The 25,272-nt window shown below is 62.2% G+C and carries 31 protein-coding genes and 1 tRNA gene; 25 read left to right on the top strand and 7 right to left on the bottom strand.

What is annotated here, in order from left to right; all coding sequences use genetic code 11:
- Positions 1 to 113: 113 nt before the first annotated feature.
- The 3 genes from AC1DMS_RS21215 (at position 114) to AC1DMS_RS21205 (ending at position 1,592) form a co-directional block, all read left to right on the top strand.
- Entirely contained in the window at positions 114 to 605 is a 492-nt protein-coding gene (locus AC1DMS_RS21215) for an N-acetyltransferase family protein (protein WP_478181754.1), read from the top strand.
- 94 nt (positions 606 to 699) lie between these two features.
- Positions 700 to 1,035 carry a hypothetical protein gene (locus tag AC1DMS_RS21210; RefSeq protein ID WP_478181753.1) on the top strand — a complete coding sequence of 112 codons (336 nt, stop codon included), beginning with the start codon at positions 700 to 702 and terminating at the stop codon, positions 1,033 to 1,035.
- A gap of 107 nt (positions 1,036 to 1,142) precedes the next feature.
- A complete protein-coding gene (locus tag AC1DMS_RS21205; protein ID WP_436298537.1) occupies positions 1,143 to 1,592 on the top strand; it encodes a hypothetical protein in 450 nt (149 codons plus the stop codon).
- 38 nt (positions 1,593 to 1,630) lie between these two features.
- Here the strand turns inward: AC1DMS_RS21205 and AC1DMS_RS21200 are convergent, their stop codons facing one another.
- Entirely contained in the window at positions 1,631 to 2,182 is a 552-nt protein-coding gene (locus AC1DMS_RS21200; RefSeq protein WP_478181752.1) for a hypothetical protein, read from the bottom strand.
- 190 nt (positions 2,183 to 2,372) lie between these two features.
- Between AC1DMS_RS21200 and AC1DMS_RS21195 the strand changes: the two genes are divergently transcribed.
- From AC1DMS_RS21195 to AC1DMS_RS21140, 12 genes are all read left to right on the top strand, one after another.
- Entirely contained in the window at positions 2,373 to 2,675 is a 303-nt protein-coding gene (locus AC1DMS_RS21195; protein WP_478181751.1) for a DUF6429 family protein, read from the top strand.
- Positions 2,676 to 2,700: 25 nt separating this feature from the next.
- Positions 2,701 to 3,294, top strand: a complete 594-nt coding sequence (locus AC1DMS_RS21190; RefSeq protein ID WP_478181750.1) for a hypothetical protein — start codon at positions 2,701 to 2,703, stop codon at positions 3,292 to 3,294.
- 158 nt (positions 3,295 to 3,452) lie between these two features.
- Entirely contained in the window at positions 3,453 to 3,890 is a 438-nt protein-coding gene (locus AC1DMS_RS21185; RefSeq protein WP_478181749.1) for a hypothetical protein, read from the top strand.
- 101 nt (positions 3,891 to 3,991) lie between these two features.
- A complete protein-coding gene (locus AC1DMS_RS21180; protein ID WP_478181748.1) occupies positions 3,992 to 4,390 on the top strand; it encodes a hypothetical protein in 399 nt (132 codons plus the stop codon).
- A 1,115-nt stretch (positions 4,391 to 5,505) separates the two neighbouring features.
- Positions 5,506 to 5,898 carry a GNAT family N-acetyltransferase gene (locus AC1DMS_RS21175; protein WP_478181747.1) on the top strand — a complete coding sequence of 131 codons (393 nt, stop codon included), beginning with the start codon at positions 5,506 to 5,508 and terminating at the stop codon, positions 5,896 to 5,898.
- Positions 5,899 to 6,011: 113 nt separating this feature from the next.
- Positions 6,012 to 6,335 carry a hypothetical protein gene (locus AC1DMS_RS21170; protein WP_478181746.1) on the top strand — a complete coding sequence of 108 codons (324 nt, stop codon included), beginning with the start codon at positions 6,012 to 6,014 and terminating at the stop codon, positions 6,333 to 6,335.
- Positions 6,336 to 6,439: 104 nt separating this feature from the next.
- A complete protein-coding gene (locus AC1DMS_RS21165; protein ID WP_478181745.1) occupies positions 6,440 to 6,955 on the top strand; it encodes a low molecular weight protein tyrosine phosphatase family protein in 516 nt (171 codons plus the stop codon).
- Positions 6,956 to 7,137: 182 nt separating this feature from the next.
- Positions 7,138 to 7,617, top strand: coding sequence for a hypothetical protein (locus tag AC1DMS_RS21160; RefSeq protein ID WP_478181744.1), 480 nt, complete (start codon positions 7,138 to 7,140; stop codon positions 7,615 to 7,617).
- Positions 7,618 to 7,858: 241 nt separating this feature from the next.
- Complete coding sequence (locus AC1DMS_RS21155) at positions 7,859 to 8,344, top strand: SMI1/KNR4 family protein (RefSeq protein WP_478181743.1); 486 nt, start codon at positions 7,859 to 7,861, stop codon at positions 8,342 to 8,344.
- A gap of 128 nt (positions 8,345 to 8,472) precedes the next feature.
- Positions 8,473 to 9,267 (top strand): ornithine carbamoyltransferase, encoded by a 795-nt coding sequence (locus tag AC1DMS_RS21150; protein ID WP_319428590.1) that lies wholly within the window; start codon positions 8,473 to 8,475, stop codon positions 9,265 to 9,267.
- 64 nt (positions 9,268 to 9,331) lie between these two features.
- Positions 9,332 to 9,724 carry a VOC family protein gene (locus AC1DMS_RS21145; RefSeq protein ID WP_319428592.1) on the top strand — a complete coding sequence of 131 codons (393 nt, stop codon included), beginning with the start codon at positions 9,332 to 9,334 and terminating at the stop codon, positions 9,722 to 9,724.
- A 67-nt stretch (positions 9,725 to 9,791) separates the two neighbouring features.
- Positions 9,792 to 10,211 (top strand): hypothetical protein, encoded by a 420-nt coding sequence (locus AC1DMS_RS21140; protein WP_478181742.1) that lies wholly within the window; start codon positions 9,792 to 9,794, stop codon positions 10,209 to 10,211.
- 504 nt (positions 10,212 to 10,715) lie between these two features.
- Here the strand turns inward: AC1DMS_RS21140 and AC1DMS_RS21135 are convergent.
- From AC1DMS_RS21135 to AC1DMS_RS21115, 5 genes are all read right to left on the bottom strand, one after another.
- Positions 10,716 to 11,042, bottom strand: a complete 327-nt coding sequence (locus tag AC1DMS_RS21135; RefSeq protein WP_436287980.1) for a type II toxin-antitoxin system RelE/ParE family toxin — start codon at positions 11,040 to 11,042, stop codon at positions 10,716 to 10,718.
- Positions 11,039 to 11,320 (bottom strand): YlcI/YnfO family protein, encoded by a 282-nt coding sequence (locus tag AC1DMS_RS21130; RefSeq protein WP_436044666.1) that lies wholly within the window; start codon positions 11,318 to 11,320, stop codon positions 11,039 to 11,041. Before AC1DMS_RS21130 ends, AC1DMS_RS21135 begins: the two co-directional genes overlap by 4 nt.
- Before the next feature lie 259 nt (positions 11,321 to 11,579).
- A complete protein-coding gene (locus AC1DMS_RS21125) occupies positions 11,580 to 12,809 on the bottom strand; it encodes a tyrosine-type recombinase/integrase (protein ID WP_478181741.1) in 1,230 nt (409 codons plus the stop codon).
- Positions 12,810 to 12,984: 175 nt separating this feature from the next.
- Positions 12,985 to 13,059 (bottom strand) — tRNA-Arg (locus tag AC1DMS_RS21120).
- A 55-nt stretch (positions 13,060 to 13,114) separates the two neighbouring features.
- Positions 13,115 to 13,351, bottom strand: coding sequence for a hypothetical protein (locus AC1DMS_RS21115; protein WP_018906867.1), 237 nt, complete (start codon positions 13,349 to 13,351; stop codon positions 13,115 to 13,117).
- Positions 13,352 to 13,681: 330 nt separating this feature from the next.
- On the opposite strand from AC1DMS_RS21115, the gene AC1DMS_RS21110 reads away from it, so the two are divergent.
- From AC1DMS_RS21110 to AC1DMS_RS21095, 4 genes are all read left to right on the top strand, one after another.
- Entirely contained in the window at positions 13,682 to 14,707 is a 1,026-nt protein-coding gene (locus AC1DMS_RS21110) for a Bug family tripartite tricarboxylate transporter substrate binding protein (protein ID WP_478181740.1), read from the top strand.
- 115 nt (positions 14,708 to 14,822) lie between these two features.
- Positions 14,823 to 15,347, top strand: coding sequence for a tripartite tricarboxylate transporter TctB family protein (locus AC1DMS_RS21105; protein ID WP_027729803.1), 525 nt, complete (start codon positions 14,823 to 14,825; stop codon positions 15,345 to 15,347).
- A gap of 21 nt (positions 15,348 to 15,368) precedes the next feature.
- The gene (locus AC1DMS_RS21100; RefSeq protein ID WP_436300822.1) at positions 15,369 to 16,898 is read left to right on the top strand and encodes a tripartite tricarboxylate transporter permease; all 1,530 of its coding nucleotides are present in this window, start codon (positions 15,369 to 15,371) and stop codon (positions 16,896 to 16,898) included.
- A 15-nt stretch (positions 16,899 to 16,913) separates the two neighbouring features.
- Positions 16,914 to 17,750 carry a cytidylate kinase family protein gene (locus tag AC1DMS_RS21095; RefSeq protein ID WP_478181739.1) on the top strand — a complete coding sequence of 279 codons (837 nt, stop codon included), beginning with the start codon at positions 16,914 to 16,916 and terminating at the stop codon, positions 17,748 to 17,750.
- A 15-nt stretch (positions 17,751 to 17,765) separates the two neighbouring features.
- On the opposite strand, the gene AC1DMS_RS21090 is transcribed toward AC1DMS_RS21095, so the two are convergent.
- Positions 17,766 to 18,374: a Crp/Fnr family transcriptional regulator gene (locus AC1DMS_RS21090; RefSeq protein ID WP_015867259.1), complete on the bottom strand. Its 609-nt coding sequence runs from the start codon at positions 18,372 to 18,374 to the stop codon at positions 17,766 to 17,768.
- A 156-nt stretch (positions 18,375 to 18,530) separates the two neighbouring features.
- Here AC1DMS_RS21090 and oxc point away from each other — a divergent pair, with 156 nt between their 5' ends.
- The 6 genes from oxc (at position 18,531) to sucC (ending at position 25,139) form a co-directional block, all read left to right on the top strand.
- The gene (gene oxc / locus AC1DMS_RS21085) at positions 18,531 to 20,360 is read left to right on the top strand and encodes an oxalyl-CoA decarboxylase (RefSeq protein ID WP_478181738.1); all 1,830 of its coding nucleotides are present in this window, start codon (positions 18,531 to 18,533) and stop codon (positions 20,358 to 20,360) included.
- A gap of 26 nt (positions 20,361 to 20,386) precedes the next feature.
- Complete coding sequence (frc, locus tag AC1DMS_RS21080) at positions 20,387 to 21,658, top strand: formyl-CoA transferase (protein ID WP_478181737.1); 1,272 nt, start codon at positions 20,387 to 20,389, stop codon at positions 21,656 to 21,658.
- A gap of 75 nt (positions 21,659 to 21,733) precedes the next feature.
- Positions 21,734 to 22,171, top strand: coding sequence for a PAS domain-containing protein (locus AC1DMS_RS21075; protein ID WP_478181736.1), 438 nt, complete (start codon positions 21,734 to 21,736; stop codon positions 22,169 to 22,171).
- Positions 22,171 to 23,421 (top strand): formyl-CoA transferase, encoded by a 1,251-nt coding sequence (gene frc, locus AC1DMS_RS21070; RefSeq protein ID WP_015867254.1) that lies wholly within the window; start codon positions 22,171 to 22,173, stop codon positions 23,419 to 23,421. The genes AC1DMS_RS21075 and frc (AC1DMS_RS21070) overlap by 1 nt, the downstream gene beginning before the upstream one ends.
- 153 nt (positions 23,422 to 23,574) lie before the next feature.
- Entirely contained in the window at positions 23,575 to 23,961 is a 387-nt protein-coding gene (locus tag AC1DMS_RS21065; RefSeq protein ID WP_478181735.1) for an HAD family hydrolase, read from the top strand.
- Between the two features lie 8 nt (positions 23,962 to 23,969).
- The gene (gene sucC / locus AC1DMS_RS21060; protein ID WP_478181734.1) at positions 23,970 to 25,139 is read left to right on the top strand and encodes an ADP-forming succinate--CoA ligase subunit beta; all 1,170 of its coding nucleotides are present in this window, start codon (positions 23,970 to 23,972) and stop codon (positions 25,137 to 25,139) included.
- Positions 25,140 to 25,272 lie beyond the last annotated feature (133 nt).

The following is a 25,272-nucleotide window of genomic DNA, read 5'->3' as shown; positions in this document are numbered from 1 at the left end:
CGTAGGTCCATTCACGATGGCAGCGAAGGCGCTGCTCATAACGCGGGCCTGGCCGGCTACAGTCGGCGAGAACGGGAGGTTCGCTGCGGTCGCCGAATAAACTCTTGCCATCCATGAACATCCAGGAAGCGCGCCCCTCCGATGCGCCAATGATTGCCTCCATCCTGCAAGAGGCGGCCGAGTGGCTCGCCAGCGACGGTAGGCCGCTTTGGTCGGCAGTCGAGATTGGCCGCGAAAGCGTCCTGCAGGACGTGAGCAAGGGTGTCTTTCACATTGCCCGTCAAGACGAGCAACTGGCTGGCGTCATGAAGTTCGAGTTGGAGGACGCCTATTTTTGGCCCGAGGTCCTGCCGGGCACCTCGGCTTTTGTTCACAAGCTCGCCGTACGCCGAGCGTGGGCGAAGAAGGGCGCCTCGACCGCACTGCTGTCATATGCCCGAACTCGGGCTCAGCAGCTTGGACGTGCTCACCTTCGCCTGGACTGCGTCGCAGACCGCCAAGGGTTGCGGAATCTTTATGAAGGCTTCGGCTTTACGCTGCATAGCGTCGTTCGGATCGGGGCCTCTTCGTATGCGCGGTACGAACTCTCGACGGCAACCCTGTAGGGACTTAGAAAGGCGTCGACCGACTACAGTCGGCCGAGTTGCGGACCTTCGAGGGGTGGCGCCGAAGGACAGTGAACATGTACAGAGGAGTGACGTGAACACGGCTGACGACGGCCAACTCGGGGCGGCGCGCAGAGCGGTCGTGGACGCCGCTCGGGGCCTCGCGGATGACACGGTACCCTTTATTGAGGGCGTCAGGCAATTGGCAGCGCTGAGCTTTGAAGTGTCACGGCTTGACCATGACCCGGACTTCACGTTGTTCGTCGCCGTTGCGAGTGAAGCGGACCACCTTCCGCCGCACGAGCTCCGCAGTCAATGTGCGCCGGCCTGGCTAGAACAGTGCGACCGCGAGGCGCGCGAGATCGAGGCTCTTCACCGGCAGCAGGTTCGCGCCGCATGTGCGCGCCTCGTCGGCCGGTTTTCCTCATGAGCGTGGAGCCAGCCGGTGGGCAGAATGCGACCAGAGCCAGTCATTGTTCCCGCAAGCGAAGATCAGCGGATGGCGGACATTCAAGCCCTACGACTTCGGTGAATCAAATGAGCTCCGACAGCAAACGCAATGTTGCCAACATACTGATTCTTTTGGGTGTAGCCCCGACTGTGCTTTGGCTTGGCCTCCTGGCGATCAGCGGTGTGCTGACACCGTGGGCCGCCGTCGGCGTCATCTGGATCGGCATTCCTCTATGTTTTCTGAGCCTGCTGATTTCCGGAAGCGCGTGGGTATGGGCGCATGATCTTGCAAAAGCTAATCCTGAAAAATGGCGCGGTGCTCACCGCGTTCCTGGATGGGTCGCGACCGCTGTCGCTGGTCTCGCAGTGGTCGCAGTGATTGCCATCAACGCTCAGGGCTCAAGGCCGCCCACCGAACTCCCATCTCGATCAGTGCAGCTGTCGGCAGAGGAAAATGCAGCGATCGAACGGCAGGCGAGATCAAAGATCGAAGAGTTGACCGGCAAGCCCGTTGCGACAACGCCGCCCGCTCGCTAGTGGCGGATCCGGCCATGAGCAGACCTTGAACATCGTCGTCAATCGTAGATGTCGTATTCGACAAGCAGGTCCTTCATGGCATCCTCGACGCCGTAGCCGATGTTCTGACTGATGCGACATACGGCTTCCAGTCGTTCCATGAGCAAGGGTCGCTGCTCATCCGGCAGTTTCGAAATGGCCTTCAACGCCTGCTCGAACATTCGCACCAACGCGTTGAAGAAGTCTTCGTCCTGCAGGCCAACTTCAACGCTGAAGCCTGATCCGCGCTCGCAGTAGAAGACCATCAACTCTGCGAGGCCCTCCGGTTGGCCAATTGCCTTCCTGTAATTCGCGATGGCCTTCTTGGCCTCGGCGACGGACACGGTCTGGTTCCGAAACATGTCGGGCCAAAGGCAGCGGCTGATGGTGATCTTGTACGTCTCCAGGATATCTTCGCCCAGCCCGAAACGGGCGTGAAGGAAAATCTGGATGCTCTTGTCGGCCGTGTACAGGTCATGCACCAGGCCGACCAGTCCATCGTGGTCGAAATGGACCAGTCTGGCCTTGACGTCGCTCCAGGACGTGGATCTCTTGGTCTTGCTTGCTTTCATCTCTGTGCGTGTCGGAATTGAAGCCTGTACGACGCCTGGCGGGTGAGACCATGTTGCTGGCGAATGCCAAATTGCCAAAGTACCATCGTAAAGTCGAACTGCCGCCTCGCGGTCGCCGAGGCTAATCAGAGGCGGCGCCGTGCAAACGGTCCATCGCCGAACGGAAAGGGGCGATGCTATGGGATATGACATGGTCAAGGTCGAAGAGGCGGTTCTGCCGTTGCTCGGCGTCTTTGAGTTCGACAACGGACGCGTATGGAAGCGATATGACTTCGCAACCATGGACGGGCTCCACGAAAAAGGGCTCATCACGGAGGCCCACGGCAGGCGGGAGTCGGTCTACCTGACGGACGAAGGGATGCGCCGTGCCAAGGAGCTCGCGGCCCAAATACTCCGGAACCAACGGGGCGGCGTCGGTGCGCCAATAGCTGCGGCAGAATCCGGCAGAACCAGACATTCCCAACTGCCTCTCAATCGGCCTGAAATGATGTGACCATGACCGGAAACAAGGAATATCCGTGAAAACGCTGTTGGGTTTGCTGTGCGTCGCGCTGCTTACATGCGCCTGTGTCACTCCTCCAAAGGAAAACGAGCACCTTCGCCCTGTTCGACGCAGCGAAGTCATCACGTTGCCCGACCGAATCGCGCGAGTGACACAAGCTAGCTGGCGCGGACAGAAGTTTGAGCACGGGATCTTTCCGGGGCGGTACATCTCTGTGAAGGAGAACGCCCACGGTACATTTTTCCTTGGTTCAGGGAGACCACTCTATGAGCGGTCGCTCCCCGATGGGAAGTACATCATTCGAAAAGGTGGCATCTGGCTGCCCAAGGGGGGCGATGGCAAGCCACGGCTCTTTATAGCTTTCGAACCTGAGACTGTCACAGTGGATGCCGGGACCCTGACGGCGATCTCCACGTCGTCCAATAATGCTGCACGCGTGAGCGGCAGCACCATCGTCTCTCAGTCCTTGGGAGGAGCAATAGGAGGCGCTATCACGGACGCCTTCGCTGAAAAGGACAGAGGTAAATTCATGGTGCTGGTGCCCTACGGCGATCCGGATTTCGACGACAAGTTGCTGGTTCACATAGCCAAGAAATCGGTCGCCGAGTAACTACTCAGTTCGGCAAGGTGAGACATTCGCTTGCACGAGGTCCCAATGACTGTTTTCGAGCGCACCGAAGGCCGGCTTTGGATCTCTCTTGTTCCGTCTGCGACAGGCTACAGTCGGCCAACCCCAGACGTTCGATCCAATGCTCCTATTCATCTGATATGAGCCAACTCTTCGCATTCGCAGACGTCCGCATCTCGCTGCTCGAAGGCTGGGCGGACGTCACCGACGACTTGCCCGAAGGAACGCCGCCCACGCTGGCGAAACCAGACGGGGTGGGCGCGCTTCAGTTCTCGGTGGCGAAATACCAGGCTGGTGCCAGCCCGAACGTCAGTCAAGATGACCTCGAGGCGCTCCTCGTTGAGTTCGCCGAAAGCAGAGCGCTGGGTCCAGCCTCGGACCTCGAAAGGGATCAAGCCGCCAGCCAACGTGTCGGTGCAACTTTTTTCAAAGACGATGACCTCGTACGCGTCTGGTACCTGACCAATGGACAGGACGTGGCCCTTGTGACTTACGTAGTAGCGGCGACCGCGAGTCCCATTTCCTCGTCCGAGCTCGCAGAGGCGAGCGCAATCGTCGGGTCCATCGACTTTGACTAAACGGCGCCGGCCGGGGACGATCGCCGAAGACAGAATCCGGCCAACCGGACGTTCCATCGTCAGTCAGAATCAAGTCCAGCCATACGAAGCCAAGGAAGTGCATGAGCGACTTGATTCATTTGCAGCCTGCGGTGAGGGTCTTGGCAGGTCCGTTTCAGCCGGATATTAGTTGTGAGGTCGTGTCCATCTCGTACACGGCCGGCTGCCTGACGATACGAGTGGAAGGGTCGAAGCTCGCTAGCACAGTGGTGTTTTCCTCGGTCTGGGGATTCCGAGTGCTCGACGAACTCGACCTGACGGAATTCTGGTCTCGGTGCTCACTGAAGACTGGCTGGCTTTTCGAGGTCACAACTGGGGGATGGAAAACGTTCGAGCTTCACCGTGCGCATTATGTGAGCGGCCGGATGTACGAAGACCTGCGCGAATTCCTCATAGTCGGAAATGATTGCGTTAGTGTTCTGAGCAAGGATGAGCCTCAGCTTCAGACCTCTGCAATTTGAGCGCGGTCGCCTCGTTCGCTGAGACTGCCATCGCGCGCAACCTCGTCGCTTGCTTGCCCTCTGTCTACTTGCGCATCGACACCATCGAGCATGCGCTCCTGAAAGCGACAGCGCTCGAAAGCATTGGCCCCGCTGGTTGCCTGCGCGGCCGCCTTGCTGCTGCACGCTGCCTTGCATGCTGACAGGCAAGGCAGTGCTTGGACTGTGAGCTGACCGAATCACTCGTGCGATATACCGCAAGCGAGCCAGAAACCCACGTGCAGCGCCGTGGTCTCAACGTGGGCTCGTTTAAGCTATCTCACCCGCTTTGCAAATGCCTTTGTTCATGAATGAGGTCACCGTCACGTTCGACCGAGTGTTCGACATCGTCCGCAGGTCACCGTATAACCGTGTGCCCTTCACGGGGTTCGGATTTCAAGCGGGGGACGTGAAAAAGTACGCAATCGAGGTCCCTGGTTCACCTCGGATTGAGGCCGGGATGACCGTCACGGCAGTTCTTCTGCGACCTGGCGACTGGCGGACCCTGCTTGGGTGGGTCAACCATGAGACAGGTGAAATTGTTTGCAGGAGCGCCACGTCTGAAATGGGTGGCATCGGAGCACTCATACTCGGCGGTGCCTTAGCCTGCTCCCTCGTAGAGAGGCATCCTATTGCGGCCATCGCCGTGTCCGTCGTTGCGATTTGCCTCTGCACCGGCAGCGTCACTGGAATGCAACGGGCCATCGCAGCGAAAAGGCTCCTGAATAAGGTACGGGCTGCGCTCGCGCCGCGAGATGCCAGTTCCCAGGTCTGAGGTCGGCAGGAGCGGTCGCTTGGAGTCGGGCAGAATCTGTTCATAGACAGACATTCGTCCGCAGATCTCGTCCTAGATGGAAGAGAAAGTCACTCGGCAATGAGCTATTACATGCGGCTTGAATTGCAGTGGGACGACCCCGACTACAAGGGCCTAAGCCGTCCCGGCGAGCAGGGCTCGGACCTCAGACGGCTGGATGCGGCCGAGGCTGCGTGGAAACTCGCGATCGGCGTGTTTTCAGGGGTACTCAAACCCTTCCTTCCCCTTCGATCGTCGATCCTGGCTCGGTCCGGTTTTGGCCGAGGCTGTGTGAAAACGTGCTGTGCTGCTGGTCATCTCGGAAGTTGCCCTCTCAGATCGGGCAGTCCATCGCTTGCTGATGTGCAACGGGTGGGCACATCGCGTCATTAACGTCGAGGAACTCGGCCGGCTGATCTCGGCTTCGCGGCGAGCGTTGGTTGCGGTGGCGGACGACCAAGTCGTCGGTTTCGCTCGCGCGATCACCGATGGGATTTCAAACGGGTACTTGTCCATGGTAGTGGTTGCTGAGTCGCACCGGAGGCGAGGCATCGGGCAGGCACTTGTCGAGCGCCTTGTCGGGTCCGAATCGATCATCACCTGGGTGCTTCGAGCCGGAAGAGAAGGCGCTGCCGGGTTCTTCGCAAAGCTTGGCTTCATCGCCTCAACGACCGCTATGGAGCGCCCGCGAAGTTAATGTGGATGAACTGTTCGGCCAACGCAGAAGACAGAATGCGGCCAATAGCGGAAGTTCGTCGCGGACGCCCAGCTCTCCGGACGAGTGCTACTTGTTCACCACAGGACCGGAAAATGACCGCTGAAGAGTGCCGAATCAATCAAGGGCTTCTAGACCACGTCGAGGCGCTTGGTGGTGGCTACGTGTGGGACGCCGAGGTGTTTTCAGTCACGCTGATGGATGTACCCCTAGAGGACGACAAGGCCATCGCGCTTTGCGGGTTGCGCGGAGTGCAGCAAATTGCGCTCGACGCCTCTCGACTCTCGGTTGCGACGCTCGCGGCATTGGCAGGCATTCAGGGGTTGCAGTCGCTGGTGCTGGCGAAAAGGACGTTCACTGACAATCAGCGCACCGAGCTCGGTCGATTTGGCCCAGAGATTATTGAGGCCGGCGGCTAGGGCTAGTTGCGGCCAATACCGGTCATTCGGTGCGAGTACTCAATTTCATGGAAATGTTCATTCGCTAGCATCGACGAACCTTCCTATTTCTTGGAACAGAAAGCATGTCTGGAAAAGATAGCTGGCCGCGGGAAAAGCGGTGGAAAGACCTCTACACGCGATCCGACAAGGTGGCTCGGGCCGATCAACTCGGATTCGACTATCCGCGGGTCTCGGAAAATCAGCTCCTGCGCGAAGCTGCGAGCGAGTTCGTCGGCGAGGGGCGAAACGTCTTGTTCGTCTGCAGCAGGAATCAGTGGCGCAGTCCCACCGCCGAGCAGGTCTGGCGCAAGCACCCCAAGTTGTCCGTTCGCTCGGCCGGAACGAGTCCGAATGCCCGACGCAAGGTCTCGGTAGAGGACATTCGCTGGGCCGACGTGATCTTGGTGATGGAGGAGAAGCACAAGTCACGACTGCTCGCCGAGTTCACCCGGGTGATCGCTGAAAAACCGGTTCACGTCATGGACATCCCCGACAACTACAAGTTTATGGATCCAGAACTGGTTGAGGAACTGCAGTCATCGGTCGCGGCAATCCTTGGGCTGGAATGTGATTTCGCAATGGGCAGGCCCCTCGACTGACGTCAGCCGGCCAGAACCCGTCATTCGTAGCCGGCCTCAAATTCGCCGCATAGCGGACGTTCTCAGCGTCCGAGCAACACCTTCCGACCAGGTTGAGCTTGCACTCATCGAAGCGCGTGCACAAAAACCTGACCTGCGCAAACAATCTCCAAGGATCGCTTGTCTCCTTCGCAACGGGTCAAATGCAAACACCGAAGCTCATGAAGAAAATTTGTATCGCCGCGCTCGCTGCATTTGCTCTGCAAGTGAATGCTGCCGAGAACTGCTCGAAAGTCGCTTGCTCAAGCGGCTCGCGTGTTGTAACCAAGGGCGGGCCGGTCGATATCTACTATGGGTGCGAATCCCCTGCGCAGGCGGAGTACGTGAATTTCGTTGTGTTGATGATTGGCATCTTGGTTGCCACCAAAGGCACCTCTAACATTTCGCCAGCGACCGGTGAACCTGACCTCGCAGGGGACAACAAGGTGTTGCTCGACCGCCTGCGAGCAAAGGCCAATGTAGCGACTGTCGGGGAGGCGATTGCTCACTGCACGAGAGTGCAGAAGAACACGCTAGCCACTGTGTTTGACGCTGGTTCCGGCAGCAGCGTGATGAGGATTGGGGACCCGTCGCCGAAGCGCGCCTATTGGTTGCCGAAGGACGCGGTCCAACCCGCCAACTAGGCATCAAGAAGAGCCAGCAACCGGCCGAGGCTGTGTGAAAACTCCGCAGAGTCATCTTTTCAGGGGTCCTTGACCCCTTGGCACATCCAAAAAACGCAGCCTGGGCCCATCTGAGAGGTCGACTTTCGGAGTGATGGCGACCGGATTGAGTTTTCACACAGCCTCGGCCAGGACCGGTCGCTCGGCGATACGCCACAATTCGCCGGTTAGCAGTCATTCGCACCTCTTCCCAAAGGTACCGATGCCACTTCAATTCTTCGATGCATCTCTGGTCGGCCCCTTCTCGAAGCGCGAGCTCGACGAAATGAAGGACATGGTCCGCGCCGATTTCCCTTCGTTCGAGTTCGACCCGAGCTACGTGCACGTCGTCGAGGAATTCAACGGTGGCAGGCCCTCAACGAGATACTTTCGCACGCGCGATGGTCAGCTGGCTCCGCCGATAGATCGCTTCCTCCACTACACGGCCGGGCATGACCTAAAAGACCATCAGCTCGGTTTCTTAAACGCCAATGTCTTCTGGTCCGCCCTGGAAAGTCGTCTCGGGGCTCTTCTGCCGTTTGCAGTGCTGGCAAACAACGATGCGCTTTGCTTCGACTGCGCCTCAAGCGATTCGCATGTCGTCCTCTGGAGCAACGAGCAGTCCGTGGAGGACGAGCCGTCATATGAACATGTAGCAGAATCGTTCGACGAGTTCTGCGTGGCGCTCTCATCGGTGTCTACCCAGTGATCGCGAAACGCCGGGCTCGGCGGGCGTGGAGCGCGGCCGAAGAAGCCTCCGCCCAACCGGCTGCAGTCGGCCAGAACCAGACGTTCAAACGCGGCCTCCAATGTTGAGTCTCTGACGCATCCCAAGCCATGAACCTAGTCAGCTTGTCAGCACTTTCCCCCGTGGATGTTCGCGCGATCTGGCGCCTAGTTGCATCACCTGCCGTGCATCTTCAAGGCACCGTAGCCTGGTCGTTCGAAGGAAATGGCATTCGCACGCGCACGACGTTTCTGAAGGCATTCCACGAGCTGAACCTATGCGTCATCGAGTTGCCGAATCTTTTGAAAACAGGTGAACGAGTTTGCGATCTTGCAGGCTACCTCGACCCCTTCTATGACATCTACGTCATCCGAGAATCGAACCATGAACGCCTCACGGAGTTCGCTGCTTCATCCCGGAGGCCAGTTGTCAATGCGATGTCGAACGCCGGCCATCCATGCGAGGTTCTTACCGACGCCTATTTCATCGAGACAACCATCGGTTCGATCCGAAAGGTGCGCATCTGCCTTTGGGGGCCGCCGACAAACGTATTTCGTTCTTGGCACGAGCTGGCCGGTGTGATGGACTTTTCGCTTGTGCATGTATGCCATGAGAGTTTCCACGAGACCGTACCAAACGTATCCTTTTCATCGTCGGCCCACGAAACAGTAGACGTGGTAATCACCGATGGCTGGCCTCGGGGCACGGAGCAGTTGAGCAGTCCGCTGTCGATCGAAGATTTGGCTCGGATGGGCCAGCCGGTGCTGTTGCCAACTCCACCGTTCGCTGTCGGTGGTGAACTTTCGGTGGATCCCCGTTGCTATTCGCGCTTTGCGGGCTACGAGCAGAAGAAGCTCCTCTTACCGGTGCAAAGAGCGGTGCTTCGACATCTGCTCGCGACCTGAGTCGGCGAGGAGCGCATGTTCGTGGCACCGCAACAACGTCGTTAGACATGGAAGATTTTTGCGCATGACTATTCAGCTTCGAATTGTTCGCCCAGTCAGTTCCGTGAAGCGCTCGTCCGCCATGTATTGCGACGGCCTCGGTCTGCGTGAACTCGACCGGTTCGTAGACCACCAAGGGTTCGATGCGGCAATCCTCGGGTTTCCTGGCTTGCCGTACCACTTCGCGTTCACACACTGCCGTGACTACCCGGTAATCCCGGCTCCCACAGTGGAGGACCTCGCCGTCTTCTATATTCCGGAGCCTACGGAATGGCAGCGCTCATCCGAAGCCATGCTCACCGCTGGATTCACCGAGGTCTCCTCCTTCAATCCGTATTGGCAACGCCGCGGTCGCACGTTTGCAGACCCCGATGGCCACCGCGTTGTGCTTCAGCAGGCGGCGTGGGGAGCGCAATGAAGTGCTAAAGCGCCTCCGGACGTGTGGGAGGTGTCAAACTTCTCGGGAGCTTCGAAGGCGGCTTGGCATGGACCGCAGCCGGCCACGACCAGCTGTTCGCAGCGGCCAGCAAAATTCGGCCAGGATCAGTCATCCCTTTCGCTTCCCAACGAAGATGAGCCGCGTGATCATTTCTACAGAGCCATGCGACCCGCCCGTGTCGTTGGTGAGCGAAGTTCGGCGCATTACAAACCTCGGAGTTCTCGATGTGCGAGACCGCCTTCTCGCCGGGAAGCCCGTGTTCGACCAGGAGCTTTTCTTCAATCGAACAGAAGACGTCTGTGCAAAAGCGCTTGCGCTGCTTTCGGCTCTGGAGTGTGCGGGACATCAGCCTCTTGTCAGTGAGGCTGGTCGGCCAATCACTCCGCAGATTCTGCGAAACATCTTCCAGGCGTCCGAGGAGGGGGCCGAGGAGCTTCGCCGGCTCGATGACTTGGGACATGTGTAGGCGAAGGCAGAATTCGGCCAGAAGTGGAAACTGAAAATCACATGTCCAGTCAGCGAGGGTTCCCAGTTCACATCCTGCTGTGCGTCGCTCCATGGCTCGTGCCGCTCTGCCTTTGGATCATTCCCCATCCCCTTGCCGGCCACCTTGAGCCAGACGACCTCCGCAGGATCAAATTGGCGGCGATATGGTCGCTGTGTGTTGTATTTCCTGGCCTCGCGTGGTCCCTGATCGACTGGGCAACGACTCGACGTCTAATCTCCGCTGCGGCGGCCGCTGTCGCGACAGGCTACCTTGTCTGGTATCCCTGGGACGGTCTCGCGTTCGTTTTGAAGCTGTAAGTTTGGGATTTCCGGCGGCTCGATGCGGACGTGTATGAACAGCCGCTTCGGGCCCACAAGAGACATAGCAGCATCTCTGAAGAAGTCATTCAAACTGCGGAGACTGTCGCGCGCCTCTCAGCCAGATCGTCGCGCCACACCACAGCGACTTACGGCCGCATTGGGCTCAGTGGTAGTCCTCTTCGCGCTGATGACGAATCGCCAACACCCTGACTTCCCGCCCCGGAAGGATTTCGTAGAGGGCCACATAGCCTGTGGAACCAAGGCCCACGATCAACTCTCGGCGCGTTGTACGCCTGCCGTCCCCCGCTTTCCGATACGCCCAAGGATTCTCGGCCAGCCGCTTCTTGATACTGGTGCGAAGCTGGCGCAGTACATGCTGAGCATGGTCCAGTTCCTCCAAGGTCTCTGACCGTGCGACGAGGAACTCAAACAACCGCTCAAGGTCATCCTCGGCTTGCGGGGTCATCTCAACCCCGAACAACGCAGTCACGTGCCGGGGCCTTGCAATTCGCGACGTCGTGCATCAATGCGGGCCTGGACGCGGTCAAACACTTCGTCCACGGGGCGTGAAACACCGGTTCGCAGGTAGTCCTGCCAAGCGGCCTCGCCGCGCGCATGGAAGTCCGTCTGGACGCGACGGAAGTCAACTGCTCGGCGCACGGCATCGGCCACAAAGGTGCTGATGGTTTCCTCTTCACCGAGGACCGCTTCGAGCTCGGCACGCAGTTCCGGCTCAACGCGAACGGCAGGTAAGGTGCACGATTTCATGGCCGTAAGCGTAGCACATTTGTAATGCGTTTGCCACTTTGTCCCGACGCTGACATTGGAAGATGACTTCGAGTGTCTGGTCCTGGCTGAGCCGACTGTAGTCAACGCGCGGCGTCGGAACGGGCGCGCGGCGCACTGCGAGCAGCACAGTAGTTCGCGGCAGGCGTCCGAAGCGGTCTGCCCCAGATTGCGGCGCACCTGCGCGCGCGATGTCGAGGCACTCATCCAGCTGGCTTGGAAGGAGCGCGCGGACTTGGCGCTATGTCATCTGGTGCGGCTTCAAGGGAATCACGTCGGCACCGATGCGCAGCTTGTCCAGGTAGTCCGCCCAGCGCTGCATCATTTCCCGGCGCGCGGGGAGATGCGCGGTGCGGTTGTACGCACGACCGTTGGTATCCCGGACCATGTGGGAGAGCTGGTGCTCGATGAAGTCCACACGCTCGCCAAGCACCTCGTCCATGATCGTCCGCGCGGTTGCCCTGAAGCCGTGGGCCGTGTGGACTTCGGCGCTGTAGCCCATCCCGCGCAGGGCGGCATTGATCGTGTTCTCGCTCATGGGGCGTTCGCCCGTCCGTATGCTGGGAAACACAAACCGTCCATGTCCCGTGATCGGGTGGAGGTTCCGCAGGATCTCTACCGCCTGGCTTGCCAGCGGCACGACGTGATCGACCTTCATTTTCATCTTCGGGCCGGCGATGCGCCACTCGGCCGCGTCCAGGTCGATCTCGGCCCATTCCGCGGTGCGCAACTCGCCAGGGCGGACAAACAGCAGAGGGGAAAGCTTCAGCGCGGCCACGGTCGTGGGGTGCCCGCTGTAGGCATGGATCGAGCGCATCAGGTCTCCGACTCGCTTGGGCTCGGTAATGGCAGCGAAGTGCCTGGTCGCTTTCGAGGCCAGAGCTTCGCTCAGATCGGCGGTGACGTCCCGCTCTGCCAGCCCTGACACCACTGCGAAGCGAAACACCTGCCCGCAAAGCTGCTTGACGCGATGGGCGGTATCGATGGCGCCGCGTGCTTCCAGCTTGCGGACAACCCGCTCCAGAATGTCGCGCGGACCGATGGAGGACATGGGCATCTTGCCGATGAAGGGGAACACGTCCTTCTCGAGCCACGTCTTGACCTTGCGCTGCGTTCCGCTCGCTCGTTTGGCGGCAGTCTTTCCCAGCCACTCGCGCGCAACCGCCTCGAACGTATTCGCCGCCGCGTCGGCTCGGGCTCTCTTTTCTTCGCGCTTGGCCGCGCTCGGGTCGGTCCCGTCTGCCAGCAGCTCGCGGGCGGCGGCGCGGCGATCCCGGGCTTTGGCCAGCGAGACCTCGGGGTAGGTTCCCAGCGCCAGCGTTTTCCGCTTGCCGGCGAAGGTGTAATCCATTCGCCAGTATTTCCCGGCAGTCTTCACCAGCAGGTACATGCCGGCGCCGTCGGCATATTTGTCGCCGTTGGCCTTCCCGGTGGGCTTCACCTGCCTAACAAACGTGTCTGTCAGTGCCATCTCCACTCCTTAACGGTATCTCGTCACGGGGATTTCCGAGGTACCGGCAAAAATGACGGTATTTCTGTGGGAAGGGATGCTACGCCGCGTGTCGTCGCGAGGCAAAGAAAAACCCGCTACGCCTAGGGAGCGTGCGGGTTTCTGATGTGGGGTGAGACGCCGTGATTCGGGTCTTTGGTGCCTTCGACAGGAATCGAACCTGTATCTGAGTCTTAGGAGGACCCCGTTCTATCCATTGAACTACGAAGACGGAGGGCGGCCCGGACTTTACCAGTTTGGCGCCGTGCCGCCGCGCAGAGGCCGGTTCAGCGCAGGCCGATGCGCGAGGCGTGCCAGCGCAGCACGTCGGCGCGCAGCGGGTCGGAGGCCTCGATGCGGTTGGCGCGCACCTGCAGCGCGCGCATCTGCTCGACTTCCTCGATCACCTTGCCCGGGCTGAGCAAGGCCTGAACGAGCACGCTGGCCTCTTCGGCGAGCGCCTTGAGCGCGCCAGCCAAGCCACCAGATGCGCTCGTGCCGGACGATCGGTCAAGGGTAGACATACGGGAACTCCTGGGATTCGTTGGTCGGGAAATGATCGCCATTTTAGGGTTTACCCGAATCCCCCCGGGATCCCCCCGGATCCGAGGAAAAAGCACCCGCCATCGGTGCTGCCGCATGCGTTCGGCGTGCGTGCCGTTCCCCTCGATGGCCCGAGCGCCAGGACCTGCTTGCCCGCCGTTTGGCGCGGGCTAACCCCAAGACAAAATCTTTGAAAAGTTGACCATGGTCAAGCAGGCCGAGTTATTCCTGCGCGCACCATCGCCCCTGTTCGCATCGGCTCAGATCCCATAAAAAAAAGAGCGCACTTACACCGGAGAACAGGAGACAACATGATGAAGAACTTCTTTTCGCGCACCCGCGCTTGCCGGGCCTCAGTCTTCACTGCGGCCATGCTGGCGCTGGCGGTTGCCACGCCAGCTTCCGCATGGGAGCCCACCAAGCCGGTGGAGTTCGTGATCCCGGCGGGCACCGGCGGCGGCGCCGACCAGATGGGCCGGCTGCTGCAGGGCATCGTCATCAAGTACAAGCTGATGAAGGAGCCGCTGATCGTCGTCAACAAGTCGGGCGGCGCGGGGGCCGAGGGCTTTCTTGCGGTGAAGGAAGCCAAGGGCGATCCGCACAAGATCATCATCTCGCTGTCCAACCTGTTCACCACGCCCATGGCCACCGGCGTGCCCTTCAACTGGAAGGACATGACGCCCGTCGCGATGATGGCGCTCGACCAGTTCGTGCTGTGGACCAACGCCGAGCAGCCGTACAAGAACGCTTCCGAGTTCATTGCGGCGGCCAAGGCGGCGGGCCCGAGCAAGTTCAAGATGGCCGGCACCGGCTCCAAGCAGGAAGACCAGATCATCACGGTGGCGCTGGAGAAGGCCACCGGCACCAAGTTCATCTACGTGCCGTTCAAGGGCGGCGGCGAGGTGGCGGTGCAGCTGGTGGGCGGGCACGTGCAATCGACGGTCAACAACCCGATCGAGGCGGTGGCCCAGTGGCGTGCGGGCAAGCTGCGCGCGCTGTGCGTGTTCGACGACCAGCGCATGCCGTTCAAGGCCAAGGTGACGGAGACGCAGTCGTGGAACGATGTCCCCACCTGCAAGGAAGCGGGCGTTCCCACCAAGTACACGATGCTGCGCGGCATCTTCATGCCCGCCGGCGTGACGCCCGAGCAGCTCGCCTTCTATGTGGACCTGCTGACCAAGATCGCCGCCACGCCGGACTGGAAGGAGTACATGGAGAAGGGTGCCTTCAACCCGACCTTCATGACCGGCGACGCGTTCACCAAATGGCTCACGGAAGCGGAAGCAACGCACCGCACGCTGATGACGGAAGCCGGCTTCCTGGCCAGCAGCAAGTAGCAATCACCGAGCGTCGCGCGGCGCTCCTTGCCCTGATGAGACGGCCGCCGGCAGGGCGGCGGGCGGAGCGCTGCACTTCGGGTTTCACGGCATACACATGAACGATGGGGACTCCATGGAGCACGACGAGAATTCAGCAGACGGGCCGGTGCGCACCGGCGTAGCGACCCACGTGGTCGAGGCCGTGGTCGCACTGGTCCTGGTGGCCATCGGCCTGGTGGTGATCTACGAGAGCCAGAGGCTGGGCTCGGGCTGGACCAGCGACGGTCCGGGCGCGGGGTACTTCCCCTTCTACATCGGCGTGATCATCACGATCTCCGGCGCCGGCATCCTGTACCAGGCATTGCTGGGCAAGAACAGGAAGACCGAGGTCTTCGTCGATTCGGTGCAGCTCAAGCGCGTGCTGTCGGTGCTGCTGCCGGCCACGGTGTACGTGGGGGCGATCTCGCTGCTCGGCATCTACGTGGCGTCGGCGATCTACATCGCGCTGTTCATGGTGTTCCTGGGCAAGTACTCGTGGGTGAAGAGCGCCATTGCGGCGCTGGTCGTCAATACGGTGTTCTTCTGCATGTTCGAGGTGTGGTTCAAGGTGCCGCTGTTCAAGGGCGCACTCGATCCTCTCCGGTTTCTCGGCTACTGAATCTCACGGAGCAAATGCGAAATGGATGAAATCAGTGCCCTGATGCAGGGCTTCTCGGTAATCCTCACGCCGATGAACATCGGCCTGATGTTCGTCGGCATCATCCTGGGCGTGCTGATCGGCGTGCTCCCGGGCCTGGGCGGCGCCAACGGGGTGGCGATCCTGCTGCCCCTCACGTTCACGATGTCGCCGACCTCGGCAATCATCATGCTGTCGTGCATCTACTGGGGTGCGCTGTTCGGCGGGGCCATCACCTCCATCCTGTTCAACATCCCGGGCGAGCCGTGGTCGGTGGCCACCACCTTCGACGGCTATCCGATGGCGCAGCAGGGCAATGCGGGCGCCGCGCTGACCACCGCCTTCACCTCGTCGTTCGTGGGTGCGCTGCTGGCGGTGGTCATGATCACCTTCCTGGCGCCGCTGGTGGCCAAGTTCGCGCTCAAGTTCGGCTCGCCCGAATTCTTTGCGGTGTACCTGCTGACCTTCTGCAGCTTCGTGGGCATGGGCAAGGGCTCGCCGTTCAAGATCCTGGCGTCGATGGCGCTCGGCTTCGCGCTGGCCAGCGTGGGCATGGACACGGTCACGGGCCAGCTGCGGCTCACCTTCGGCCAGCCCGAGCTGATGCGCGGCTTCGACTTCCTGATTGCGGTGATCGGTCTGTTCGGCATCGGCGAGATCCTGCTGTCGATGGAAGAGGGCCTGAAGTTCTCGGGCAAGAGCGCGAAGATCGATCCCAAGGTGGTGCTGCAGACCTGGAAGCAGCTGCCGCAGTACTGGGTGACTTCGCTGCGCAGCTCGCTGATCGGCATCTGGATGGGCATCACGCCCGGCGGTGCGACACCGGCTTCGTTCATGGCCTACGGCCTGGCCAAGAAGATGTCCAAGCGCGGCTCCAAGTTCGGCACCGGCCAGATGGAAGGCGTGGTGGCCCCGGAGACCGCCGCGCACGCCGCGGGCACCAGCGCGCTGCTGCCGATGCTGGCGCTGGGCATTCCGGGTTCGCCCACCGCCGCGGTGCTGCTGGGCGGCCTGCTGATCTGGGGCCTGCAGCCCGGGCCGCTGCTGTTCGTCGAGCAGAAGGACTTCGTCTGGGGCCTGATCGCCAGCATGTACCTGGGCAACATCGTGGGCCTGATCGTGGTGCTGAGCACGGTGCCGCTGTTCGCCTCTATTCTGCGCATTCCGTTCTCGATCATTGCGCCGGTGATCATCGTGATCTGCGCCATCGGCGCCTACACGGTGCACAACGCGATGCTCGACATCTGGTTCATGCTCGGCTTCGGCGTGGTGGGCTACCTGTTCAAGAAGCTCGACTTCCCGCTGGCGCCGCTGGTGCTGGCGCTGGTGCTCGGCGACAAGGCGGAAGACTCGTTCCGCCAGGCCATGCTGGTCTCGCAGGGCGACGTGACGATCATGTTCTCGAACCCGCTGGTCGGCGGCATCACCACCCTGGCGCTCGTGCTGCTGTTCTGGCCGCTCATTTCCAAGGTGCTGGCTTTCGTCAAGCCCAAGAAGCCCGACGAGTTCGCCGTCGAGCGCCCGGTGGACTGAACGGAGAACAACGACATGCCAGTGATCGCACTCACCCAGGAGATGGGTTCCCTTGCCAAGGACGTGTCGCTTCGGCTTGCCGAGACGCTCGGCCTCGAGGTCATGCGCCACGAGACGATCGAGCGCGTGGCCGACCGCATGCAGGTGCCGACCAGCTTCATCGGCCGCCTGCGCGACGGCAAGGCCGGCTTTGTCGAGCGGCTCACGGCCGACCGGCGCAGCCTTGCGCTCTACACGGCCGAGGAGCTCTTCGCGCTGGCCGACCGCGGCAACGTGGTGCTGCGCGGCTGGGGCGCCACCTGCCTGCTGCGGCCGGTGCCGCACGTGGTGTGCGTGCGCATCACGCGCTCGATGAAGAAGCGGGTCGAATGGCTGATGGCGCATCTCGAAACCGACGACGCCGAGTTTGCCGAAGCCGAGATCCGGCGCAGCGACGACGCGCACGCGGCGCGCATGCACGCGCAGTTCGGCGTGACCTGGGGCGACCCGGTGCTCTACGACCTGGTGCTCAACACGGACCGCCTTTCGGTGGACAGCTGCGTGGCGCAGATCCGCGCGCTGGTGGAGCGCCCGGAGTTCGCCGAGACACTGGCCTCGCGCGCATTGCTGGCCAACATGGTGCTCGCGGCGCGGGTGAAGTCGGCCCTCAAGGACGAGGAGGCGACCGCCGACATCCGCGTGACCGTCGAGGCCGACCAGGGAAGGGTGAAGCTGAGCGGCATCGTGCTCGATGCGCAGGAGCGCTTGCTCACGGAGGATGTGGCGTCCAGGGTCGACGGCGTGAGCGGCGTCGACAACGCGCTGCGCCTGATGACCGTTCCGCGCCGCTTCGCGTCGGCCAAGCAGACCTGAAAAAGGGCGCGCGAGCTAAATTTTTCCGCGCTTTCGGAGCCGGCTCAGGGTTTCTGCGGAGAGATTGAGATACGACGCCAGCTCCTTGCTGGGAATGCGGTCTTCCAGCTCGGGGTGCTTGCGCATGAAGCGGTGCACGCGGCCGGGGGCGTCGAGCAGATGCAGCGTGATGGTGTGCGCCATGATCTCGCTCATGCCGCGCATCACGCAGTATTCGAACAGTTCCTTGGTCTCGGGGTGGCGGTCCAGGAACGCGATCCACTCCTTCAGCGGCAGGCTGGCCACCCGGGCCTTGGTGACGCAGACGATGCCGTAGGGCGTGGGCGTGCCCAGCCGCAGCGCCGCGTAGCTGGTTTCCATGTCGTGCGCATCGGCAAAGCGCAGGATCATTTCCTTGCCCTCGGGGTTGCTCACCACCCGCTTGAGGATGCCATCGAGGATGAAGTACTGCTCCATCTCGCGCACGCCCTGGTGCAGCAGGAAATCGCCCTTGTTGCCGTCCACGATGACGAGATGGGTTTCCAGCTCGGCGCGCTCGCTCTCGCTCAGGTCCTTGAGAAGGATGTTCTGCCGGAGCTGCGCACGAATGATGTTCTTCTCCGGGTGGTTTTCCAACAGCGTCATGGGTCCCGTCTTGCTCGAATGCGCAACAACAACTTCTGGTTCATCTGGCCGGTGCCGTTTTCCGGAAAGTTGACCGAGGTCAACGCCCGAAAGCATGCCCCCGAATCATAGTCCCGGCTCGGGCCTCGGCCATTCAACCAAGCAAGAAGGAGAGACATGTCTTCAGTAAGAACGGACAAAGAGGCATCCACCACCCTGGACGACGCCCTCAAGCCCAAGAACAGGGCCAACGACGGCGATGCGGTCGTGGTGGCCCTCAAGCACCCTGCCGACGAGGCATCGGCGGCGCACGAAACGACCATCGACGGCTTCCACCTGGTCATCGATGCGCTCAAGCTGAACGACATCGACACCATCTTCGGCCTGCCGGGCATTCCCATCACCGATCTCACGCGCATGGCGCAGGCCGAGGGCCTGCGGGTCATCTCGTTCCGCCACGAGCAGCATGCGGGCAACGCCGCCGCAGCGGCCGGCTTCCTCACGCAGAAGCCCGGCATCTGCCTGACGGTGTCGGCCCCCGGCTTCCTGAACGGCCTCACGGCGCTGGCCAATGCCACCACCAACTGCTTCCCGATGATTCTCATCAGCGGTTCGAGCGAGCGCGAGATCGTCGACCTGCAGCAGGGCGACTATGAGGAGATGGACCAGCTCGCGATCGCCAAGCCGCTGTGCAAGGCGGCCTTCCGCGTGCTGCATGCGCAGGATATCGGCGTGGGCATCGCACGCGCCATTCGCGCGGCGCTGTCGGGCCGCCCGGGCGGCGTGTACCTGGACCTGCCGGCCAAGCTGTTCGCGCAGACCATGGAGGCCGAAGCCGGCCGCCGCTCGCTGATCAAGGTGGTCGATCCCGCGCCGCGCCAGATTCCGGCACCCGACGCGGTCCAGCGTGCGCTCGACCTGCTCAAGGGCGCCAAGAAGCCGCTGATCCTGCTGGGCAAGGGCGCGGCCTACGCGCAGGCCGATGCCGACATCCGCGCGCTGGTCGAGAAGACCGGCATTCCCTACCTGCCGATGTCGATGGCCAAGGGCCTTTTGCCCGACACGCATGCGCAGTCGGCCGCGGCCGCGCGCTCCTACGTGCTGCAGGAAGCCGACGTCGTGATGCTGGTGGGCGCGCGCCTGAACTGGCTGCTGTCGCACGGCAAGGGCAAGACCTGGGGCCAGGACAAGGGCGCCAAGCAGTTCATCCAGATCGACATTGCGCCGACCGAGATCGACAGCAACGTGGCCATTGCCGCGCCGGTGATCGGCGACATCGGCTCCTGCGTGGCGGCGCTGCTCGCGGGCGTGGATGCCAAGTGGGCCAAGCCGCCGGCCGAATGGACCGGCGCCATCGCCGAGCGCAAGGACAAGAACCTCTCGAAGATGGCCGTCACGCTGGCTGCACGGCCTTCGCCGATGAACTTCCACAGCGCGCTCAGCGTGATCCGCGACCAGGTGAAGGCGCGGCCCGATGCCATCGTGGTGAACGAAGGCGCCAACACGCTGGACTTCGCGCGCAGCATCGTCGACATGTACGAGCCGCGCAAACGCCTGGACGTGGGCACCTGGGGAATCATGGGCATCGGAATGGGCTTTGCCGTGGCCGCCGCGGTGGTCACCGACAAGCCGGTGATCGCCATCGAAGGCGACAGCGCCTTCGGCTTCAGCGGCATGGAGGTGGAGACCATCTGCCGCTACAACCTGCCCATTTGCATCGTCGTGTTCAACAACAACGGCGTCTACCGCGGCACCGACGTGAACGCGAGCGGCACGCCCGACGTGGCGCCCACCGTGTTCGTGAAGAACGCGCGCTACGACAAGCTGATGGAAGCCTTTGGCGGCGTGGGCATCAATGCCACCACCGCGGACGAATTGCAGAAGGCGCTGGCCGAAGCCGTGGCTTCGCGCCGTCCGACCCTGATCAATGCCGTGATCGACGAGACCGCCGGCACCGAAAGCGGCCGCATCACCAGTCTGAACCCCAGCACGGCGAAGAAGAAGTAACCCAGCACCCTCAAGGAGAACCTCAAATGAGCAACAAACCCCTCAACGGCATCAAGATCATCGACTTCACGCACGTGCAAGCCGGTCCGGCCTGTACCCAGATGCTGGCCTGGTTCGGCGCCGACGTGATCAAGGTCGAGCGCCCGGGCGCCGGCGACGTCACCCGCAGCCAGCTGCGCGACATCCCGAACGTCGACGCGCTGTACTTCACCATGCTCAACAGCAACAAGCGCTCGATCACGCTGGACACGAAGAAGCCCGAGGGCAAGGCCGTGCTGGAAAAGCTGATCCGCGAATCCGACGTGCTGGTCGAGAACTTCGGCCCCGGCGCGCTCGACCGCATGGGCTTCACCTGGGCGCGCATCCAGGAACTGAACCCCAAGATGATCGTCGCCTCGGTCAAGGGCTTCAGCGACGGCCACCACTACGAGGACCTGAAGGTCTACGAGAACGTGGCGCAGTGCGCCGGCGGCGCCGCCTCCACCACCGGCTGGTGGAAGGGCGAGAACTCGGTGCCGACGATCTCGGCCGCCGCGCTGGGCGACTCCAACACCGGCATGCACCTGGCCATCGGCATCCTGACGGCCATCATCGGCCGCCAGCAGACCGGCAAGGGCCAGAAGGTGGCCTGCTCGATGCAGGACGCCGTGCTCAACCTGTGCCGCGTGAAGATGCGCGACCAGCAGCGCCTGGACAGCGTGGGCTACCTGGAGGAATACCCGCAGTACCCGCACGAGATGGACGCCTTCAAGGACAAGGTGGTGCCGCGCGGCGGCAACGCCGGCGGCGGCGGCCAGCCGGGCTGGATCCTGAAGTGCAAGGGCTGGCAGACCGACCCCAACGCCTACATCTACTTCACGGTGCAGGGCCACGCCTGGGACCCGATCTGCGACGCGCTCGGCAAGCCCGAGTGGAAGACCGATCCCGACTACATGACCCCCAAGGCCCGCCAGCCGCACATCGACCAGATCTTCGCCACCATCGAGGACTTCATCAAGGACAAGACCAAGTTCGAAGCGGTGGACATCTTCCGCAAGCACGACATTCCCTGCGCCCCGGTGCTGTCGATGAAGGAACTGCTGCACGACGAGTCGCTGCGCAAGAGCGGCTCCATCGTCGAAGTGCCGCACAAGGAGCGCGGCAGCTACTGGACCATCGGCAGCCCGATCAAGTTCTCGGACCTCAAGCCCGAGGTCACCGCCTCGCCGCTGCTGGGCGAGCACACCGACGAGGTGCTGGCGGAACTGGGCTACACCAAGCAGCAGATCGACAATCTCAAGGAAGCAAAAGCCGTGTAGCGGCTCCCCCGGCGCCGCCCGTTCGAAGACGCGGGCGCGGCGCCGGGAAATCGACATGAAGCGCCAGAGGAAAACATGCAAGCGAACGTTGATTTCAAGCAGCTCGTCGAAGGCGCCGGCGACGCGATCATGGTGTGCGATTCGCAAGGGGCGATCACGCTCTGGAACCGCGCCGCCGAGCGCATCTTCGGCTTCACCGAAGCCGAGGCGCTGGGCCAGTCGCTCGACATGATCATTCCCCAGCGGCAGCGCCAGCGGCACTGGGACGGCTACCACAAGACCATGGAAACCGGCATCACCAAGTACGGTGCCGACCTGCTGCGCGTGCCGGCGCTGCACAAGGACGGGCACACGCTGTCGATCGCCTTCACGGTGTCGATGCTGTTCTCGCAGAGTCGTGAAGTCACGGGCATCGTCGCCATCGTGCGCGACGAAACCACCCGCTTCGCCGAAGAGCGTAAATTGCGCGCTCGTCTGCAAGAAGCAGAGGCCACGATCAAAGGAGACAGCTGATGAGCAGCAAGGCACTTGAGGGCGTTCGCATCCTCGATTTCACCCATGTGCAATCCGGTCCCACCTGCACCCAGCTGCTGGCGTGGTTCGGCGCCGACGTGATCAAGGTGGAGCGCGCCGGCGAAGGCGACGCCACGCGCGGCCAGCTGCGCGACATTCCCGGCGTGGACAGCCTCTACTTCACGATGCTCAACCACAACAAGCGCTCGATCACGCTCGACACCAAGAAGCCCAAGGGCAAGAAGGTGCTCGATTCGCTGATCAAGACCTGCGACGTGCTGGTGGAGAACTTCGCGCCTGGCGCGCTCGACCGCATGGGCATCACCTGGGCCCACATCCAGGAGCTCAACCCGCGCATGATCGTGGCGTCGGTCAAGGGCTTCGGCCCCGGCAAGTACGAGCACTGCAAGGTGTACGAGAACGTGGCCCAGTGCGCCGGCGGCGCGGCCTCGACCACCGGCTTCGAGGACGGCCCGCCGGTCGTCACCGGTGCGCAGATCGGCGACAGCGGCACCGGCCTGCACCTGGCGCTGGGCATCGTGGCGGCGCTCTACCAGCGCAACAGCACGGGCCGCGGCCAGCAGGTGCTCGCGCCCATGCAGGATGCGGTGCTCAACCTGTGCCGCGTGAAGATGCGCGACCAGCAGCGGCTGGAGCGCACCGGCACCATGCACGAGTACCCGCAGTACCCCGACGGCAAGTTCGGCGACGCGGTGCCGCGCGCGGGCAATGCCTCGGGCGGCGGACAGCCGGGCTCGATCCTCAAGTGCAAGGGCTGGGAGACCGACCCCAACGCCTACATCTACTTCATCACGCAAGGGGCGGTGTGGCCCGCGGTGTGCAAGGTCATCGGCGAGGAAGGCTGGATCACCGACGAGGCCTACGCCACGCCGGCCGCACGCCTGCTGCACCTGAAGCCGATCTTCGCGCGCATCGAGCAATGGACCATGACCAAGGACAAGTTCGAGGCCATGGACATCCTCAACCAGTACGACATTCCGTGCGGGCCGATTCTTTCGATGAAGGAAATCGCCGCCGATCCGTCGCTGCGCGAGACCGGCACCATCGTCGAGGTCGACCATCCGACGCGCGGCAAGTACCTGACGGTGGGCAACCCCATCAAGATGTCCGACAGCCCGACCGAGGTCACGCGCTCGCCGCTGCTCGGCGAGCACACCGACGAGGTGCTGATGCAGCTCGGTTACACGGCCAGCGACGTGGCCGCGCTGCGCGCTGACGGCGTCATCTGAACTGAGCGCCGGTTTTTAGAAGGCTGAGGAAAACGCGGGTGGCAATGCCATCCGCGGCGGGAATTCACGGCCAATTATGTATAACTTATCGTGAATGCATTCAATAAAATAGTTTAACTATTATTTATCGATCATCGAATCTACATTTTGATCATGCCGATCCGCAAACCATTTGACGCCCGGCATTCAATTTCTAGGAGAAATTTCATGATCGATGATTTGCCGATTCAATACTGGAGCAGCGAAACCGAGCGCAACGCCTACAACGCGGCGTTCTACGAATTGGGATTCCGCTGGCACTGGGACCGCGAAGTCTATTGCCAGCTGCTGCGCGAGAGCCAGGACGGCGCCGAGCGGATCTGCCATTACCTGCGCACCCACCAGCCGCATCTTCTGCGTGCCTACGACGCCAAATTCCTGGCCGAGGTGATCGAACAGAAAAAGGAAGAGCATCAAAAGCGCGAGCTCGATGCCGGCGCCATGAAAAAAAGGCGCTATTTCAACTGGGCCGAAACCCGCGGCGCCGAACTCGGCGCCTGAAAGTCGCCATGAATATCCACGAATACCAGGGCAAGGACGTATTGCGCAAATACGGCGTCCCCACGCCGCGTGGATATGCGTGCTTTTCGCCTGACGAGGCGGCCGATGCCGCCGCGCGGCTCGGCGGCAGGGCCTGGGTGGTCAAGGCGCAGATCCATGCGGGCGGCCGCGGCAAGGGCGGCGGCGTGCGGCTGGCCTGGTCGGCGGCCGAAGTGCGGCGCCATGCCGATGAGCTGCTCGGCATGACGCTGCGAACCCACCAGACGGGCCCGCAAGGCCGGCTGGTGCAGCGGCTGCTGGTGGAGGAGAGCGTCGAGATCGAAAAGGAGTTCTACCTCGGCATGGCGGTCGACCGCGAATCGCGCCGCGTGGCCCTGATGGCCTCGAGCGAAGGCGGCATGGACATCGAGGACGTGGCGTCGCGCACGCCGGAAAAGATCCGCAAGCTCTTCGTCGATCCGTCCACCGGCGTGAAGGCGGCCGAGGCCGACGGCCTGGCGCGCGACATCGGCTTTTCGGGAAAGCTGCTGCCGCAGGTGCGCACGCTGGTGCAGAACCTCTACCAGGCCTTCGACGCCTGCGACGCATCGCTGGCCGAGATCAATCCGCTGGCGCTCACGCGCGACGGCCGCGTGCTGGCGCTGGATGCCAAGTTCAACTTCGATCCGAATGCGCTGTTCCGCCAGCCCGAGATCGCCGCGATGCGCGATCTCGACGAGGAGGACCCGGCCGAGGTCGAGGCCTCGAAGTTCGATCTTTCCTACATTGCGCTGGAAGGCGACATCGGCTGCCTGGTGAACGGCGCGGGCCTGGCGATGGCCACGATGGACGCGATCAAGCTCTATGGCGGATCGCCGGCCAATTTCCTGGACGTGGGCGGCGGCGCGACGGCGGAGAAGGTGACCGAAGCCTTCAAGCTGATGCTGCGCAACCCGAACCTGCGCGCGATCCTGGTCAACATCTTCGGCGGCATCATGAAATGCGACGTGATCGCGCGCGGCGTGGTGGCCGCGGCGCGCGAGGTCCAGCTGGCGGTGCCGCTGGTGGTGCGCATGAAGGGCACCAACGAGAGCCTGGGCAAGACCATCCTCGGGCAGTCGGGCCTTCGGATCATCAGTGCGGACGACATGGCGGAGGCGGCGGGGCTGGTGGTGGCTGCTGCGCGGCGGGGAGGCTAGGACCATGAAGCACCGCTTTGTGTTTGACCTACCTTGTCCGGGGCGCGCCCCCGCCGACGGGGTACCTTGCTCCGCGAATGTCCTCCGGCCTTCGGCCTCCCCCTTGATTTCGCTGCGCAAGGCACCCCATCGA

The organism is Variovorax sp. 05T418 (genome assembly GCF_056396385.1).
The sequence above is the reverse complement of the archived record's forward strand: the minus strand, read 5'-3'. Positions and strand labels throughout refer to the sequence as shown.

Coding starts and splice junctions, on each gene's coding strand:
- AC1DMS_RS21195 (WP_478181751.1), top strand. CDS start 2,373: ATGGTCAAGGTCGAAGAGGCGGTTCTGCCGTTGCTCGGCGTCTTTGAG.
- AC1DMS_RS21185 (WP_478181749.1), top strand. CDS start 3,453: ATGAGCCAACTCTTCGCATTCGCAGACGTCCGCATCTCGCTGCTCGAA.
- AC1DMS_RS21180 (WP_478181748.1), top strand. CDS start 3,992: ATGAGCGACTTGATTCATTTGCAGCCTGCGGTGAGGGTCTTGGCAGGT.
- frc (WP_015867254.1), top strand. CDS start 22,171: ATGAGCAGCAAGGCACTTGAGGGCGTTCGCATCCTCGATTTCACCCAT.
- AC1DMS_RS21095 (WP_478181739.1), top strand. CDS start 16,914: ATGCCAGTGATCGCACTCACCCAGGAGATGGGTTCCCTTGCCAAGGAC.
- oxc (WP_478181738.1), top strand. CDS start 18,531: ATGTCTTCAGTAAGAACGGACAAAGAGGCATCCACCACCCTGGACGAC.
- AC1DMS_RS21075 (WP_478181736.1), top strand. CDS start 21,734: ATGCAAGCGAACGTTGATTTCAAGCAGCTCGTCGAAGGCGCCGGCGAC.
- frc (WP_478181737.1), top strand. CDS start 20,387: ATGAGCAACAAACCCCTCAACGGCATCAAGATCATCGACTTCACGCAC.
- AC1DMS_RS21155 (WP_478181743.1), top strand. CDS start 7,859: ATGCCACTTCAATTCTTCGATGCATCTCTGGTCGGCCCCTTCTCGAAG.
- AC1DMS_RS21065 (WP_478181735.1), top strand. CDS start 23,575: ATGCCGATCCGCAAACCATTTGACGCCCGGCATTCAATTTCTAGGAGA.
- AC1DMS_RS21205 (WP_436298537.1), top strand. CDS start 1,143: ATGAGCTCCGACAGCAAACGCAATGTTGCCAACATACTGATTCTTTTG.
- AC1DMS_RS21130 (WP_436044666.1), bottom strand. CDS start 11,320: ATGAAATCGTGCACCTTACCTGCCGTTCGCGTTGAGCCGGAACTGCGT.
- AC1DMS_RS21090 (WP_015867259.1), bottom strand. CDS start 18,374: ATGACGCTGTTGGAAAACCACCCGGAGAAGAACATCATTCGTGCGCAG.
- AC1DMS_RS21150 (WP_319428590.1), top strand. CDS start 8,473: ATGAACCTAGTCAGCTTGTCAGCACTTTCCCCCGTGGATGTTCGCGCG.
- AC1DMS_RS21105 (WP_027729803.1), top strand. CDS start 14,823: ATGGAGCACGACGAGAATTCAGCAGACGGGCCGGTGCGCACCGGCGTA.
- sucC (WP_478181734.1), top strand. CDS start 23,970: ATGAATATCCACGAATACCAGGGCAAGGACGTATTGCGCAAATACGGC.
- AC1DMS_RS21100 (WP_436300822.1), top strand. CDS start 15,369: ATGGATGAAATCAGTGCCCTGATGCAGGGCTTCTCGGTAATCCTCACG.
- AC1DMS_RS21115 (WP_018906867.1), bottom strand. CDS start 13,351: ATGTCTACCCTTGACCGATCGTCCGGCACGAGCGCATCTGGTGGCTTG.
- AC1DMS_RS21145 (WP_319428592.1), top strand. CDS start 9,332: ATGACTATTCAGCTTCGAATTGTTCGCCCAGTCAGTTCCGTGAAGCGC.
- AC1DMS_RS21110 (WP_478181740.1), top strand. CDS start 13,682: ATGATGAAGAACTTCTTTTCGCGCACCCGCGCTTGCCGGGCCTCAGTC.
- AC1DMS_RS21160 (WP_478181744.1), top strand. CDS start 7,138: ATGCAAACACCGAAGCTCATGAAGAAAATTTGTATCGCCGCGCTCGCT.
- AC1DMS_RS21215 (WP_478181754.1), top strand. CDS start 114: ATGAACATCCAGGAAGCGCGCCCCTCCGATGCGCCAATGATTGCCTCC.
- AC1DMS_RS21125 (WP_478181741.1), bottom strand. CDS start 12,809: ATGGCACTGACAGACACGTTTGTTAGGCAGGTGAAGCCCACCGGGAAG.
- AC1DMS_RS21200 (WP_478181752.1), bottom strand. CDS start 2,182: ATGAAAGCAAGCAAGACCAAGAGATCCACGTCCTGGAGCGACGTCAAG.
- AC1DMS_RS21165 (WP_478181745.1), top strand. CDS start 6,440: ATGTCTGGAAAAGATAGCTGGCCGCGGGAAAAGCGGTGGAAAGACCTC.
- AC1DMS_RS21140 (WP_478181742.1), top strand. CDS start 9,792: ATGGACCGCAGCCGGCCACGACCAGCTGTTCGCAGCGGCCAGCAAAAT.
- AC1DMS_RS21170 (WP_478181746.1), top strand. CDS start 6,012: ATGACCGCTGAAGAGTGCCGAATCAATCAAGGGCTTCTAGACCACGTC.